Source organism: Roseibium sp. QJM3NY_11 (genome assembly GCF_056173175.1).
The window spans coordinates 2,080,739-2,095,962 of record NZ_CM149660.1; the positions used below are offsets into that span (position 1 = coordinate 2,080,739).

The 15,224-nt window shown below is 62.5% G+C and carries 17 protein-coding genes; 16 read left to right on the forward strand and 1 reads right to left on the reverse strand.

Annotated features, from left to right (window positions below; translation table 11 throughout):
* The first annotated feature begins 29 nt into the window (after positions 1-29).
* Genes AC0VX3_RS09530 through AC0VX3_RS09540 form a run of 3 tightly spaced genes read left to right on the forward strand, consistent with a single transcriptional unit; the run spans position 30 to position 2,624 of the window.
* Positions 30-548 (forward strand): hypothetical protein, encoded by a 519-nt coding sequence (locus AC0VX3_RS09530; protein WP_475524507.1) that lies wholly within the window; start codon positions 30-32, stop codon positions 546-548.
* Positions 520-2,100: a hypothetical protein gene (locus tag AC0VX3_RS09535; RefSeq protein ID WP_475524508.1), complete on the forward strand. Its 1,581-nt coding sequence runs from the start codon at positions 520-522 to the stop codon at positions 2,098-2,100. The genes AC0VX3_RS09530 and AC0VX3_RS09535 overlap by 29 nt, the downstream gene beginning before the upstream one ends.
* Before the next feature lie 44 nt (positions 2,101-2,144).
* Positions 2,145-2,624: a hypothetical protein gene (locus AC0VX3_RS09540; RefSeq protein WP_475524509.1), complete on the forward strand. Its 480-nt coding sequence runs from the start codon at positions 2,145-2,147 to the stop codon at positions 2,622-2,624.
* 97 nt (positions 2,625-2,721) lie between these two features.
* Here AC0VX3_RS09540 and ftrA read toward each other — a convergent pair whose 3' ends face one another.
* Complete coding sequence (ftrA, locus tag AC0VX3_RS09545; RefSeq protein ID WP_475524510.1) at positions 2,722-3,738, reverse strand: transcriptional regulator FtrA; 1,017 nt, start codon at positions 3,736-3,738, stop codon at positions 2,722-2,724.
* 80 nt (positions 3,739-3,818) lie between these two features.
* Here ftrA and AC0VX3_RS09550 point away from each other — a divergent pair, with 80 nt between their 5' ends.
* The 13 genes from AC0VX3_RS09550 (at position 3,819) to AC0VX3_RS09610 (ending at position 15,217) form a co-directional block, all read left to right on the forward strand.
* Complete coding sequence (locus tag AC0VX3_RS09550) at positions 3,819-4,226, forward strand: rhodanese-like domain-containing protein (RefSeq protein ID WP_475524511.1); 408 nt, start codon at positions 3,819-3,821, stop codon at positions 4,224-4,226.
* A gap of 19 nt (positions 4,227-4,245) precedes the next feature.
* Positions 4,246-4,785: a hypothetical protein gene (locus tag AC0VX3_RS09555; RefSeq protein ID WP_475524512.1), complete on the forward strand. Its 540-nt coding sequence runs from the start codon at positions 4,246-4,248 to the stop codon at positions 4,783-4,785.
* 161 nt (positions 4,786-4,946) lie between these two features.
* A complete protein-coding gene (locus AC0VX3_RS09560; protein ID WP_475524513.1) occupies positions 4,947-6,152 on the forward strand; it encodes a hypothetical protein in 1,206 nt (401 codons plus the stop codon).
* A 46-nt stretch (positions 6,153-6,198) separates the two neighbouring features.
* Entirely contained in the window at positions 6,199-6,624 is a 426-nt protein-coding gene (locus tag AC0VX3_RS09565) for a hypothetical protein (protein ID WP_475524514.1), read from the forward strand.
* A gap of 427 nt (positions 6,625-7,051) precedes the next feature.
* On the forward strand, positions 7,052-7,279 hold the full coding sequence (locus tag AC0VX3_RS09570) for a hypothetical protein (protein ID WP_348149701.1): 228 nt from the start codon (positions 7,052-7,054) through the stop codon (positions 7,277-7,279).
* On the forward strand, positions 7,279-8,982 hold the full coding sequence (locus AC0VX3_RS09575) for a portal protein (RefSeq protein WP_475524515.1): 1,704 nt from the start codon (positions 7,279-7,281) through the stop codon (positions 8,980-8,982). Before AC0VX3_RS09570 ends, AC0VX3_RS09575 begins: the two co-directional genes overlap by 1 nt.
* Entirely contained in the window at positions 8,972-9,283 is a 312-nt protein-coding gene (locus tag AC0VX3_RS09580) for a Bbp19 family protein (protein WP_348149698.1), read from the forward strand. Before AC0VX3_RS09575 ends, AC0VX3_RS09580 begins: the two co-directional genes overlap by 11 nt.
* A gap of 2 nt (positions 9,284-9,285) precedes the next feature.
* The gene (locus tag AC0VX3_RS09585; RefSeq protein WP_475524516.1) at positions 9,286-10,161 is read left to right on the forward strand and encodes a hypothetical protein; all 876 of its coding nucleotides are present in this window, start codon (positions 9,286-9,288) and stop codon (positions 10,159-10,161) included.
* A gap of 18 nt (positions 10,162-10,179) precedes the next feature.
* Positions 10,180-11,217 carry a hypothetical protein gene (locus AC0VX3_RS09590; RefSeq protein ID WP_475524517.1) on the forward strand — a complete coding sequence of 346 codons (1,038 nt, stop codon included), beginning with the start codon at positions 10,180-10,182 and terminating at the stop codon, positions 11,215-11,217.
* Positions 11,218-11,297: 80 nt separating this feature from the next.
* Complete coding sequence (locus AC0VX3_RS09595) at positions 11,298-11,657, forward strand: hypothetical protein (RefSeq protein WP_475524518.1); 360 nt, start codon at positions 11,298-11,300, stop codon at positions 11,655-11,657.
* Between the two features lie 40 nt (positions 11,658-11,697).
* Positions 11,698-12,285 carry a phage connector family protein gene (locus tag AC0VX3_RS09600; protein WP_475524519.1) on the forward strand — a complete coding sequence of 196 codons (588 nt, stop codon included), beginning with the start codon at positions 11,698-11,700 and terminating at the stop codon, positions 12,283-12,285.
* Complete coding sequence (locus AC0VX3_RS09605) at positions 12,282-14,714, forward strand: phage tail protein (protein WP_475524520.1); 2,433 nt, start codon at positions 12,282-12,284, stop codon at positions 14,712-14,714. Before AC0VX3_RS09600 ends, AC0VX3_RS09605 begins: the two co-directional genes overlap by 4 nt.
* Positions 14,715-14,716: 2 nt before the next feature.
* Positions 14,717-15,217: a hypothetical protein gene (locus AC0VX3_RS09610; protein ID WP_475524521.1), complete on the forward strand. Its 501-nt coding sequence runs from the start codon at positions 14,717-14,719 to the stop codon at positions 15,215-15,217.
* Positions 15,218-15,224 lie beyond the last annotated feature (7 nt).

Genomic DNA, 15,224 nt, shown 5'->3' on the forward strand with positions numbered 1-15,224 from the left:
ACCTGAAATCCAGATGGAGGAAGGCAGGCATGGCCATGCCGGACGAGGCGGCGGCCGCGCTGAAGTGGCCAACGCGCGAGGCACGACAGGCGGCGTGCGCGGAGTTCTGTGCGCATCTGGCCGCCGGATTTTCGGTCGACAGTTTCCCCGGTGCGGACCGGACGACCCTGCGCTATTTCACCGAACAGTTTCCTGAGGATTTTCCTCCCGGAAAGCTTGAGGAAGCTGCAAGGCTCGGGTTGCTGGAATGGGAAAGGATCGGCAAGGAAGGGGCGACCGGCGCGCTTTCGAAATTCAATGCCAGTGCCTGGTCCCTGGCGATGAAACGCCATGCCGGCTGGCAGGACCGGCCGGAAAGCGGGGGTGCAGGCCTTGCAGGCAGGCCGGACAAGACCGGGAGAGTCGCGGCTTTCAAGCCACGCAGTTCGGAGGAGATCGCTTTGGGGGTGATGGCCTTGCTGACTTCAAAGGACCTGTCATCTGCCGAGGATTTGCCGAAAGCAAAGGATATTCCAAAGGATGGCAACCGCCCTCGAGACATTGATTGAGCACATCGACAGCATGGCGGCGCCGGAACGTGTCGAGCTTCAAAAGCAACTGGATGAGGCCGGTGTCCTGGAACAGTTCTCGGTGTGGCGTCCACAGCCGGGGCCGCAGACAGAGGGCTATTTTTCCGAGGCCGACCTGACGCTTTACGGTGGGGCCGCCGGGGGCGGCAAGACGGACCTGATTGCCGGGCTGGCGCTGTTTGCCCACCACAAGGCGGCGATCTTCCGGCAATCCCTGAAGTCTCTGAAGGGGCTGATCGAGCGCATGAATACCCTGATGCGCGCGGCGGACATGGGCAGGATTTCCGGGAAGCCCCCTCGATGGACCGGCCCGGACGAGCGCATGATCGAGTTCGGGCATCTGGGTCTTCCGGGCTCGGAAGAAGACTGGCAGGGTCGGGACCATGACCTGAAGGCTTTCGACGAAGGCGCGCAGATGGATCCGCGCAAGATCATCTTCGTTCTCGGATGGCTGCGTTCGACCCGCCCGGAGCAGAAGTGCCGGGGCCTGATCGCGACCAATCCGCCGATCGGAGGGCAGGGCGATTTCCTGAGCGACTGGTTCGCGCCGTGGCTGGACCCGCTTCATCCCCGCTACCGTCAGGCCGCGCCCGGGGAATTGCTCTGGGCCGTGTTCGTCGACGATGGCGATGCTATCCGGACGGTCTGGGTGGACGGGCCGGCGCCTGTCGAGATCGAGGGCGAACTGCGGACGCCGAAGAGCCGGACCTTCATTCCGGCGCGGCGCCGGGACAACAGATTTCTGGGCGCCGATTATGACGCGCAACTCGACCAGATGCCCGAGCCGATGCGCACGGCGCTCAAAACCGGAGATTTCCTGGCGGCACGTCAGGATCACGACTGGCAGGTGATCCCTTCGGACTGGGTCGAGCTGGCCTTTCAGCGTTTTGACCAAGGTGTGGATGCAGACCGGCCGATGGACGTGCTTGCCGTCGATGTCGCCCAGGGTGGCAAGGACAAGACGGTTCTCCAACCGCTGCACGGAAGACGCTTTGCACAGAACATCGTTCGCAAGGGCGCCGACACCAAGGACGGGTCGGATGTCGGCTCCCTCATTATCCGGGAACGGCGGGACAGCGCGCTGATCGTTGTGGACTGCACCGGAGGCTGGGGCGGGGACACGGTCGGGTTTCTCAAAAGGGAAAACGGTATTCCGGTTGAGAAATGCGTGTTTTCAGCACAATCGGGAGAATGCGCCAAGGACAGCCGGATCCCCTTCTACAATTTGCGGGCGCAGCTCTACTGGCGGCTGAGAGAGGCGCTGCATCCCAAGAGCGGCGCGGGTCTGGCCATCAAGCGGTCAGCGTCCGTCAAGGCGCAACTGACCGCTCATCGCTGGAAGATGAAAAACGGCAGGATCCTGATCGAAAGCAAGGAAGACATCAAGGAACGGCTCGGATCGTCCCCGGATGAAGCCGATGCCATGGTGGAGGCGTGGGGATGGACGGAAAAGGCTGCCCTGACGAAAATGCAGAAAACGAAGATCCGGCACCAGATGACGCCAATGGCCGATCCGCTCGACGGGTTCTGATCAAGCGCCTGTGCGTTCGCGATGCCAGTTTCATTGCCGCCAACATGCGCCGGCAGGATTTCCAGGAAATCGCCTGTCTCTGGGAGACCTGGGACACTCGGGCGCTGGGGATCTGCGCGGTTGAAACGGCCGTTCCAGGCATGGTGTGGTCGATCTGGTACGACGGGCAACCGGCAGCCGCCTTCGGTTTCAGCAGGGCCTCGGCCTTCGATCCGGACCACTGGCAGGCCTGGGCCTTCGGTACGGACCGGTTCAAACGCTGCGTACCGCGGATGACCCTGCATTTTGCCGAACTGCGCCAGCGCATCGAACGCGATTGCCGACGGCTGCAGGTCATTACACACAAGGAGCATTATATCGCGCATGGCTGGATCGAGGCTCTCGGGGCAACGCAGGAAGGCCTGTTGAAATCCTATGGTCGGGGCGGGGAGGATTTTTACGTCTACGCCTGGGTGCGGCAGGAGGCCGATCGCCGGTCAGGGAGCGCGCCAGGCCCGGTTCCGGTTGACCCGGGTCCGAAGTGACATCTTCCGAGATTGGCGCGGGACAAGACCAAGTCACCGAAGGGCATGGTCAAAAGGGTTCTTATCTGTTGAGCTTGGTAGACGACAGCAAGCTTTCTCAAGCCATCGACCGCGCGGCGCCGCTGAGGAACCGGGCACGGTATTCGGTCGGGCGCAATCCAAGCCGGCTGCGAAAATGGTGGCGCAGGGCGTGGGCGCTGCCGAAGCCGACCAGGGCGGCGATCGTTTCCACGTCATCGTGTCCGGAAACCAGGAGATCCTTGGCGGCCTCCACCCGTTCTCCGGCGAGCCAGTCACCGGGGGCCTGGCCGGTCGCTTCCGTGAACCGTCTCTGAAAGGTGCGCGGGCTCATGTGACAGAGCGCTGCCATGGCGGAAATGGTCCAGGCCTCAGCGAGGCGATTTCTGACCTGTTCCAGAACCGGTGCGACCTCGCCGCCTTCGCGCCTGGCAACCGGCCGTTCGAGAAATTGCGCCTGACCGCCGTTGCGGTGCGCGGCGACGACCAGACGTCTCGCGACGGAGTTGGCTTTTTCCGGCCCGTAGTCCTGCCGGATAATTTCCAGCATCAGGTCAATCCCGGCCGCGCTGCCGGCGGATGTGAGGATCCGGTTCTCCTGACGATAGAGTGAGGTTTCGTCCACCGTGATTTCGCGATGACGGACACGCAGCTTGTCCGCGTAGCGCCAGTGTGTGGTGGCTGCCCGGCCGTCGAGCAGACCGGTTGCAGCCAGGACAAAGGCACCTGAGCAGATCGACACGAGCCTGGCTCCGCGCCGGTGGGCGCGGCGCAGTCTTTCGGTCAACGCTTCAGGCACGGCGGCATCTGCGCCCCGCCAGCCCGGAACAACGATGATATCGGCTTGGTCGATGCGATCGGCTCCGTGATCGGCAGCGATCTGAAGACCGCCCTGGGCCCGCAAGGGACCATCGTCAATGGCGCAACTGACAAAGCGGTACCAGTCCGATCCGAATTCGGGGCGGGCAAGGCCGAAAATCTCGCAGGCAATCCCGAACTCGAAAGTGCACAGACCGTCGTAGACCAGAACCGCCACAAGGGGGCCTGAAAGCAGAGGCGGTTCAGCGGGAAAGGGAGGTGCGATCCATTCTGGCATGATTTATACGTATAATGTCTTTTACGCCAATTGCCAAGAATGGTCCCGAGCGGTCACAAGGAAGGGGAAAGGAGTTTCTCATGTCCAACAATGTTACCGCCGTTCCCGCTGCGCCGAGCGATCTCGCCAGAGAGCATTTTGCGGCCGAGTTCAGGTTCGAGACCGATTGCTGGGACGTGCATGACGCGCTGGCCAGGGATCCCGGGTTCGTGCTGCTGGATGTCAGAAGCCCGGCCCTCTTCGAAAAGGGGCATGTTCCCGGCGCCGTGAACATGCCTCACGGCAAGATCATTCGTTCGAAGATGGCCAACTGGCCGGAAGATACGCTGTTCGTGACCTATTGCGCCGGACCGCATTGCAACGGCGCGGCCCGCGGCGCGTTGCGCCTCGCCGAACTCGGGCGCCCGGTGAAAATCATGGCGGGTGGGATCATCGGCTGGCTGGACGAGGGGTTCGAGCTTGCAACGGGCAACGAAGACCCCGGGTGACGGCCCATACGCGAGGCCCGTGGGGCTGAAGAAAGCCGCCGCGCCGGTCCGGACCGGCGCGGGTGTACTTTCCATCTTCTGCCAATCCCAGTTGACATTGGAACATTTGGTGAACAAAATGAACCAGTCGTGCAGTGTAAGGTTTGCCGCATCGGGCTTCCGGATCAGAAAGGCTCAAATGACCGTTTTCGTCCTGACGCCGTTTGTCGTCATCTACCGCTTAATCCTGAACTTCAATCTGTTCCGGAAGGATGCGTACGGGGCGTTGAACATCGTTTCACTGACGCTGATCATGGCATCCAGCCTGTTTTTTCTTTATTGCGTCTTCGACGGGATGTTCATCAGAAGCGAATTCCTGTTCTTTCTTTTTATAGCGGCTCCCTGGGCGATCGGCGGCCTTCTGATTGCCGATCTGGCCGCCAGCCTGGTTCAGGTCGTACGTGCCTTCAGGTCGGATTTCGGATTGCAGTTCAAGATTCTGAGATGCGTTTCGCTGCTGCTGTTCGTTGCCGTCGTGGGCCTTGCGTATTGGGCCGCGATCGCATCGGCTCCGATCTGAGCCACGGCAAGGCCGAACCGGTCCGCTGAACGTGCTGATCCAGGTGCGGGCTGCGCGTCACCCGAGCTGTGACGCGCCCAATATGCATCCAAGTCCGAAGGTCCGGCTTCCCGACTTCTTCGCCATTGAACGGGCGGGGCGTGGCAAAAAGTGAGCTTTCCATGGAAACGATTGAACTGCGCATTTCAGAAGCCCCTTTCGGGCATGGCCATCTTTTCATCATCTACACCAACCGCATGGGCGAGGAGTATGTGGTGCGCGGAGGGCCAGGTGTCCTGTCGATTGTCGACATCATCGATGTGGAAATCGGGCCCTATACACCGGCGTCCCGCGATTGGGTGCCGGTGGATCAGCGATCCCCCGATGACAGCAGGCTGCTCGAAAGTGGCCCTGACCTAGAGGATATTTACCTGAAGACGGCCTTCTTCGCCCAGCTCGTGGAGCAGGCGAAAGTCGACTACGACACCATGGCGGCAGTCTACGACGATACATCGCCAAGACTGGTCAACAGCAACACGCTGGTGGCCGCCGCGCTTGCGACGGCGGGTCTGCCCGTCTCCGGCAAGGACCTGCCCGCATCGGCGTCAAGGCTTCCGGCGGCGGGCTTCGAGAACGCCGACGTGTTCAAACAGCCGATCGCTTCATTCCTGGCGCAAAACTACGAACCGCGCGTATCGGAAGACGCCGTCACCTACGAAACTGTCCTGGGCCGGCTGCAAGACCGGTTCCTTCAGGAGAACAAAGGCAACCTCGGACATCTGACCAATTCCACCAATGGCAGGCATAAGGCGCCTGTCGAACGGAGTTCCGAAGCCGGCTGGGGCGACGTGCTGGAAACGGCCCGCGCCGAAATCACATCCGTGCTCGACAGTTATGCCGGGCAGTCCGCCTATCCGAAGCATATCCTCGAGCGCTATGACGGCATTGACTGGGACGCGACCGCGCAGAACCTGCAGCAGACCTTTGGCGACGATACCGGCAGGCAGCGGCAGATCCTGGCTGAGCTGATCCGGGGGATCTGGCATCCGGACAAATCGAAAGCCCGGGACGATTTCGATCGAAACGTGCTGCCGCACGTGGTTTACGAGCGAGACAAACGATGGTCCGACAGCCCGTTTTCCGAGGACCAGCGGCCCGAAGCCGATGGTCACAGTCAGGCAAGCCCGCTTGATCTCCAGTCTGATCCGGCGGCGGGGCTGCCCGGAGCGTGGCCCGTGTCTCCAGAACAGCGGGACACGGAAGATGCAGCGGCTGCCGACCGGATGCTTCAGGATCACTCCGGGAGGTCTGGCCCGCGAGCGGAGGACCCAGCCGGAGTACATCCGCCGCAACACGGCAGCAGGCAGGAAAACGAGAACGTCCTATGACCGCTATCGCCATCTCGGCAGCAGCACCGAGATGGAGGCCGCGGCGGTGGCGGACTATCAGGGCCACCTGGCCAGGACTTATGTCGAGATGAATGGCGACTGGGAGGCCGCGCACCTTCTGGCGACCGAACGGTTCCAGCAGACCTGGGGCCTGTCCGCGTTCGCCGCTGACGCAAAGGGGAGCGTGCTGCAGCACCCGGTTGAAAAGGTCTATCCGGAGGAGGCTGCCAGCGGGCACGCGTATGTGCGAAAGGATGCCGAGGCCGAGTTGGCCAAACGCGGCATCAAGGCACGGCACGCCTATCTGTCTGCGAATGAGTGGACTGGCTCCGACCGGCGGCAAGGGCCGGCGGATGACCGGGGATACGGTCCGCGCCTGACCTTGTCCTATGAAGATGACGCCGGTCACCACCATCTGCTTACGAAAAGTTTTCAGGCGATGGTTCCGGGAATGGGAGGTCGGCCGGAATGACAGGTCGGAACGGCTGGCCGGGACCGGACTGCCAATAGGCCATCCACTCCACTGGAGGTTTGCGGCGAGCGGGAGAAATCAGGGTCCTCCAGCGCACAACAGCTGTTTGCCACGAACCGCCGGAAAACAGGGCGGTTTCAGAACCAGCGCCTCTAAACAGCAATTTGAGACCGGCAGCCGCGCTGGACCGGTCGTCAATTCAGGGCTAAAACAAGCCTTACAACGTTACCTTGGACTGGTGTGGGCGAACGAATGCGTTCGCTCCCGGTCCGGGTTGAACGCGCTTCTTTTTCACGCCCGATTGAACAAGACTCGCTCCTGCATCATTGCCGGAGCGCCAGAAATGCCGCGCGGCTTTTCAGGGACCATGGCCATGTGCCGGGTCGGGAGTTTTCCAGCGCCTCACAAATCAGGAAAGGAACCGACCATGTGCCTATTTGGTGGAGGCGGCTCGAAGCAGCCGGACCCCGAACCGACACCGCCGCCGCCGCGCGCGCCCGATCCGCAGCGGCAAGCCAGGAACCTTCAGGAAAACAACAGGCGCCGGAAAGCGGCCGCCTACAGCACGCGGGCCACCAATCTGACCAGTCCGCTGGGCGTGCCCGATTTCGGCAGCAAGTCACGGCCCGGCGTGACGCTTCTGGGACGCGCGTGATGGGGATCGTCGACGACCTGAAATCGGAGCTGCAGTCCGCCCGCTCCGAGCGGCAGTGGTACGAGGCCGACTGGCGGGATTATGTGACCTACACGGCTCCGGACATGGAGCGCGCCTTCAACCGCCCGGGCGGTGTGAGCGCCGCCGATGGCATGAGTGTTTTCCGGCAATCGGCCGCCCGGCAGCGGTCACGGAAGCTGTTTGACCCGACAGCGGTGTGGCTGCTCGACCGGCTGGCGTCCGGCGTCGGCTCCCTGACCATGCCGGAAGGGTTTTACTGGCATGGGGTCAGTTTCGGCGATCCCTTCGCACCGCCCCCGACCCAGGCGGACGAAGAGTTTTTCGAACTGGTGCGGGATCACCTCTTCCGGGTGCGCTACGCCGGCCGATCCGGATTTTCCCTGGCAAACCGCTCGCGGATCCTGTCCACGGTCAAGCTTGGAACCGGCGTGCTGTTTCCGCTCGAGAACGAGGACAATCTCGCCGACATTCGCACGCCCGTCCACTACCGCTACGTGCCGCTTCACGAGGTCTATCTCGTGGTGGACGCACAGGGCAACGATTGCGGCTTCTTCCGTGTGCGCAGGCTGGCCGCCTGGCAGGCGCTGAAGGAGTATGGCGGCAACGTCTCGCAAGGTGTGAAGGAAGATGCCGCAGACCCGAAACGCAAGAACACAGAGCATGTGTTCGTGCATGCGTGTTTCCTGCGCGAAGGGGGGCATATTGATGCGCCCGACGCACGCAAGTCCCGGTTCGAGAGCATTCATTTCGAGGAGGACGGCCAGCACATCTGCCGGCGGGGCGGGTTCTTCGAATATCCGCTCGTGATCAGCCGGTGGGACCGGGACGGGCTTTCGCCTTACGGCTCGCCGCCGCAGGCCAAGCTGATGAGCGACATCAAGAGCCTGCAGAGCCTTGCCAGGGATGGACTGATCGCGAGTTCCCAGGCCGTCCGGCCGCCGATTGCCACGCACCGGGAGGAACGCCAGCTCGACCTCAATCCGGGCCGTACCAACCCCGGATTGATCGACGAACAGGGCCGGCCGCTGTTCCGTCCGATGGTCGATACCGTCAACCCCGGCGCCGCGGACAGCAAGATCGAAAGCATCCGGGAAAAGCTCAGGATCGGGCTGTACGGCGATCTGTGGCAAACGCTGCTGGAAGGTGCCGGCCGCACAGCGACCGAGGTCAATATCCGGCGCAAGGAAATGGCGGACATGATCGGCCCGTTCTCGACGAACATCCTGGCCGGAAACGAGGCCCTGTTCGAACGGGAGATCGGTGTTCTCGGCCGCCGCGGGGCATTTGCCACGGGCTCTCCGCTGGAACCGCCCGACAGCGTTCTTGAAGGCAACGTCACGCTGACTTCGACAGCTCCGATCGATCAGATGCGCGAAGCCGGGCATTTCGAGGCGATCATGGGTTTCCAGGATTACCTGGGAGCGGCGGGTGCCGCGGATCCGTCCATTCTCGACCTGCATGACCGGGAGGCCGAATATGACCTCACCAGACGTGCTCTCGGGCTGCCGGCCAAACTGAAACGGCGGCCGGAAGAGGTGGAAGCGCTGCGCGCGGACCGCGCGGCGCAGGCCGAGCAGCATCAGCAACTGGCGACCGGCGAAAGCATGGCGCGGATGGCAAAGGACGGCGCGCCGCTTTTGAAAGCGCTGGCGAAGCCAGGAGGCGTGCCGGATGTGGGCTAGCCTGAAACGCGCCGCCAGGCGGCGGAAGGACAGACCGGCAACAATCGAACGGGCCTATCGGTCCGTTTTTTTATGTCCGGAAGGCGAACTTGTGCTGGCCGATCTCGCCGCTGAAAGCGGGATCTACCAGGCGCCGCCGGCAGAACTTGGTCCGCGCGCCAGCGGGTATCTGGACGGACGCAAGGCGCTGTATGCACGCATTCTTTCCATGATCCGGGTGTCGCCTGAAGAGCATGCGGCGCTTCAGGAGGCCGCCCGTCTGGAAACGCTGCCGGATTTCGAAACCGACGAGGACTTTTGACCATGAGCGATGCGATGAACGCGGTGACGGGCGAGCCTGCCGCGTCAGACCCGGGTGCGCCGGCGTTTCTGTCCGGCCTGAGCGAAGACAATCGGGCCATTGCCGAGCAGAACGGCTGGCAGGGTGTCGACGGCGTTTTCGAAGGGTACCGCAGTCTGCGGGACCAGTTGGGCAATGCGGTGCCCTTGCCCGATGAAACGGCCGGCCCGGAGGACGTGGCCGCGCTTTATTCGGATCTGTCCAAACGCTGGACACCTGAAAACGGCTATCAGTTCAAGATGCCGGACACGCTTGCGGAGGACTTTCCCTACGATCAGGCCTTTGCGGAAGAGGCAGGCGGATGGTTCCGGGAGGCGGGACTGCCGCCTTCGGCGGCGCAAAAGCTGCACGACCGGTGGATCGGCAAGATGTCGGAGCAATTCGCGGCACAGCAGGAAGCCGCCGCCGGGGCCGCAACGCAAGAGGCCGCGAGCGTGGAACGCGCCCATCAGGCCCTTGTCAGGGAATACGGCAATCCTGCCAGCAACGGATATCAGAACATGGTGGCGAAGGCCGACCGGGCGCTTTCCGGCCTGAAGACCGCCGGGGTCGATCTGACCGGCTGGTTCACCGAGAAAGGGGCTTTGACCCGAGCCGATGAAACCGGTCTGCAGCAGGTGGCGGACCCGACCGCTGTGAAGTTGCTTGCCTTCATTCACGACAGGGCCCTGGCCGAGGACAGTCTCGCCGATCTCGGTGATGCGGGGAGCGGAGCGAACCCGTTCGATACCGACAGGCCCGACCTCAAACAGCAGTCAGAGCTTCTGGAAAGCAATCCGGCACGGGCCAGACAGATGATCGTTTCGGCCGGTCGCGATCCCAAATTGTTCAGCCTCTAATTTAAAGAAGGAAATTCAATGACTTCTGCAATTTCAGACATTGTGGTCCCGCGCGTATTCACGCCTTACATGGCCGAGAACAAACCGGCGAAACTGATCCTGCTGGAAAAATCCGGCATTCTGGCCGCGCCCGCGCCGGAGATTGCCAAGCGCTTCAAGACCGGTGGCAACCAGATCGAGGTGCCGTACTGGGAGGACCTGGACGACACCGAGCCGACGGTGATCGACGACAGCGACAACAAGATTTCCGCTTCCAAGATCTCGGCCAGCGACATGAAAGCCTACAAACACCGGCTGGCGAAGAAATACGGTGCGAAAACGGTCGCCAGCTACGCGGCGACGGGCCGCGGGGACAGTGCCATGAACAGGGTTGCCGAACGCATCGGTGCCTATTGGGGCCGGCGCAAGGAAGAGCGCATCATCGCGACCACCGAAGGTGTCTTTGCCGACAATGTGGCCAATGACGGCGGCGACATGGTCTATTCGATCTACTCCGACATCGGCTCGCCAACCGCCGCCAACCGCATCAGCTACCAGGCCATCAACCGCGCCCGCTTGACCATGGGCGAGAACCTGGACGACCTGCGTGCGATCGCGATGCACAGTTTTGTCTATGGCACGTTGCTCGACGACGAGAAGATCGAGTTCAAGAAACCGTCCGAAGCCCCGTTTGAAGTGCCCTTTTACGCCGGCATGATGGTGGTTCATTCGGAAATGATGCCGGTGACGGCGGGCAGTAGTTCGGACGAATATTCCTGTTTCCTGTTCGCCCCGGGTGCCTTCATGCATATCGACGAGGTGCCGAACAGGCAGACGATCTATGGCAACGAGGGCACGGAAATCACCCGGGATCCGGATATCGGCGACGGCGGTGGCGCGGACTATCTGACCACGCGCCGCTTCGAGCTGATCCACCCGGCCGGGATGGACTTCACCGGCGCGACGCTTGCCAAATCGCAGGGCGCAAGCCTGGCCGAGCTGCGCAATGCAGCGAACTGGGACCGGAAATACGCGCGCAAGAACGTCAAGTTCGCCTGCCTCAAGGTGAACATCTGATCCAGGAGCCGGCACTCCGGCCGAGACAGCAGTCCGGGGGCAGCTTTCGGCTGCCCCCTTTTTTCCTTCTGGAGAGAGCCATGAGCGAGATCATCGAACGCAGGATGCGTCATCTGAAGCGTCTGGAAAACAATCACAACAGGGATTTCTGGGCCCGTTTCGGCAACCAGGATCTCGATGCCGGTGACACAGCGGCCCGGCTGTCGGACGCGCTTTCGGCCGACTGGAACCGCAAACAGAAAAGCGCCGAGACGCCGGGGGCGCCGGCAGTGCCGGGACAGGCCGGAAGACCCTTGCCCCCGGGGTGGCGCACCGCGCACTGGAAGACGCTGCAGACGATGGCGGCCGAATATGCCGGGCAGCAGACCTCAGGCAAGGCGGAGACGATCCGCGTACTGGAGGCCTACGAACAGGGGCCGGCCCTTCCGCCGGCTGCCTGATCGACACGGACACTCCCGATCCACAGCAAAGGCGTTTCTCATGTCCGGTACGGTCAACACACCCGTCGAAATGGCGAATCTAGCGCTCGCGCATCTGAAGGAAACGCCAATCAGAGACTTCGATTATTCTTCCGTGGCGTCGCGCTGGTTCCGCAATCACTATGCGGCCCATCGGGACGCCTATCTCGCCATGCATGACTGGGATTTCGCGACGGAACTGGCCTGGTTGCCGGTGGAAACGGACCCGCCTCCCTTCCGGTGGGCCTTTCAATACAGGAAACCGGCCGCCTGCCTGCGCATTCCGCTCCAGAGCGTGAACGGCGCACCGAATGGAGCGTTGATACCTTTCGAGGTTGCCGGCCAGAAAATCCTTACCGACTACAGCCCACCGTTCCCGCTCCGGTATGTCCGCCGGGTGAGCCGGGAGGCGGACTTCTCGCCTCTCTTCGTGAACGGTTTTTCGCTTTTTCTGGCGGCAGGATGCGCGCATGCGATCACCGGCAAGAACAGCCGGGCAGAGGCATTGAGAGATGCCGCAAGGCAAGCTCTCGAGCATGCCGGGAGCGTTGACGCCAGGCAGGGAACCCCTCTGCCGATGATTGACCAGGACATCATAGCAGACCGATGAGCTATCACCTTCAAGCCACGTTCAGCCGGGGCGAACTGGACCCCGAGCTGCTCTATCGCTCCGAGCTGGAGCTGTTCCGGTCGTCGCTGGCCGAATGCGAAAATTTCGTCACGCTCAAGCGTGGCGGCATCAGGCGCCGGGGCGGCACCAGATTTGTCGGTCAGATGGCGGACAGCACGGCAGGCGGCTGGCTGATCCCGTTCGAATTCGGCAATGGCCAGTATTACATGCTTGAGTTCGGAGACGGGTATTTCAGGGTCTATACCAGTCTCGGACGGGTCGGATCCGTTCACGTGACGACGCCCTACAGCCTGGATGTGCTGCCGGATCTCAAATTCGTGCAGTCCACGGACACGCTTTTCATCGCCGGCGGCGGGGTACCACCCCAGGCACTGAAACGTTTCGCGGAAACAACCTGGCGCATCGAGCCGATGGCATTTGAAGACGGTCCCTTTCTGGACGTCAACATATCGCCGACAAACCTGAAGCCGTCAGACACGGGAAACCCGGTTCCGGACATGACTTCCAACACGTCCCCGAGCGGTGCGGTCAGCGCATCGAACGGGAGTGCGACCGCCTGGAGGGTGTTCGACCGGTCGGACGGCAAGACCGTCTTTGCGTCGGGGTCGGCCGGCTGGATTCAATACCGGTTTGCGGAGGCGGTCGTGATCGACGGCTACATGCTGCAGGCGCCGAACGACAACAGCCAGAATGACGACATGCCGTGGCAGTGGACCGTCGAGGCGTCAAGTGACGGGTCAAGCTGGATAATAGTGGACACTCAGGACGGCCAGGATACCTGGGCCTCCAATGAATGGCGCCAGTATGCCTTTCACAACGAGACGGCGTTCTCCTACTATCGGCTGAGCTTCACGCAAGGCGGCGGGCCGAATTCGGACAACGCGGCGATCGGGCAGATCGTGTTTCACCAGTCGGGAGACACGCAAACAGCTTTCAACCTGACGGCGTCCGGCACGGCCGGGATCAATGGCGGCGCCGGATTTCAAGGGTCGGACGTTGGTCGCCATATCCGCTTTCGCGGGTCGGACGGGTATTGGCGCTGGTTCAAGATCGTCAGCCGCACGTCGCCAACCGGGGTGAAAGTCCGGCTTTACGGGCAGTCTCTCCAGAACGCCAAGGCCCAGAGCACCTGGCGGCTGGGGGCGTGGTCGGACACGACCGGCTGGCCGCAAACCATCGGCTGGCACAAGAGCCGTCTGGCCTTTGCCGGCACGCGCGAGGAACCGCAGAAGATCTGGGAGAGCCAGAGCGAGGATTTCACGAACTTTTCGGTCTCCCACGTGCTGCAGGCCTCCGATGCCGTCACGGCCGGAATCCTGTCGGGTCAGGTCAACCGGATCCAGTGGCTGGTGGACGACAACGACCTGATCGTGGGAACCACCAAGGCCGTCAGGGCGGTGGGCAAGGCAACGGAGCAGGATCCCTATGGTCCCGATAATGTCGACCAGAGACCGGAAACCAATTTTGGCGCCAACGGCGTCAGTCCGATCAAGGTCGGGTCGGTCCTGCTCTATTTCGGGGCTTACGGCACGGACATGCGTGAAGTCGCCTACGATTTTTCCGCCGACGGGCGGGTTTCCCAGTCGGTCAGCGAGGTCCAATCCCATCTGTTCCGCAATGGCATAGCCGGGGCCTGCTACCAGCAATATCCGGACAGCATCATCTGGCAATGGGACCGCACCGGCCGCAGTGTGGGCTTCACCTATGAACGCCAGCAGCAGGTCTACGGCATGCACCGGCACGACTTCGGCGGCGATGTGGAATGTATGGCGGACCTTTCCGGGGTGCTGTCGGACGAGATCTGGATGATCGTCAAGCGCACTATCAACGGCCAGGTGCGCCGCTATATCGAAATCATGCAAAGACCGTTCGCCGGTGGAAACATCGAAGACGCCTGGCATCTCGACTGCGCGTCGAGATATGCCGGTGCCGCCGTCAACAGCGTCTCGGGGCTCGGCTACCTGGAAGGGGAAGAGGTGATCCTCTATGCCGATGGAAGCGACTATCCGGCCCGGGTGAGCGGCGGGCAGGTCAGCCTGCCGAACGGGCAGACCGCCACCACCATCCTCGTCGGTCTCGACGTGAGGGCGCGGGCAAAGACGCTGCCCTATCCGGTCAATGCCAGGGACGGTTCGGCGATGGGCCGGAAGATGAGGGCCGACAGCTGCAGGATCGCGGTGCTGGACACAGGAACCCTGAAGGCAGGCGCGGAGGAAACCTATCTCGATGAACTCATCTACTACCGGGCAGGTGACCCGTCCGGTGCCCCGGCGCCGCTGCGTTCGGGCATTCTCGACCAGTCCGTCGACACCCGCTGGGAAGATGGTGGACAGCTCGTGCTGGAAGCCCGCGGCGGCAAACCTTCAACCATTCTGGCCGTCAATTTCGGCCATGACGCGGAGCCCTGACCATGTGCCATCCGGCAATTCTGACCGCTGTCTCCGTGATCGGCTCCCTGGCGGGAGCCGCCACGCAGGCCAAAGGCATCCAACAACAGGCCCAGGCCAATGCCCAGGCCGAGGAACGCAGGGCGGAGGTGGCCGAACGCCAGAAGGAAGTGAACCAGACCAGAGCCTCCTTCGAGCGGCAACGCAGCCTTGAGCGCCATGACCGCATGCTCGGTTACAACCGGGCGGCGGGTGCGGAGCGCGGCCTCTCCGAGACCGGATCGCTGACCGATCTCCAGGACGACAACGCGCTGGAAGCCGCCCAGAGCATCGAGGCCATCCGGTATCGGGCTGAAGGGGAGAGGGGCAGCCTTTCCTTTGAAGCCGCGACAGCGCGGGAAAGGGCCAGATCGCATCGATCCGCCGGCCGGATCGGAGCGCGCGGGGCCATGCTGGGGGGCGTGACCGGAGCGGCCACAACACTCGGCAACGCCTATTACAGAAATGCAGCGTCGATCCGCTGACCAGACA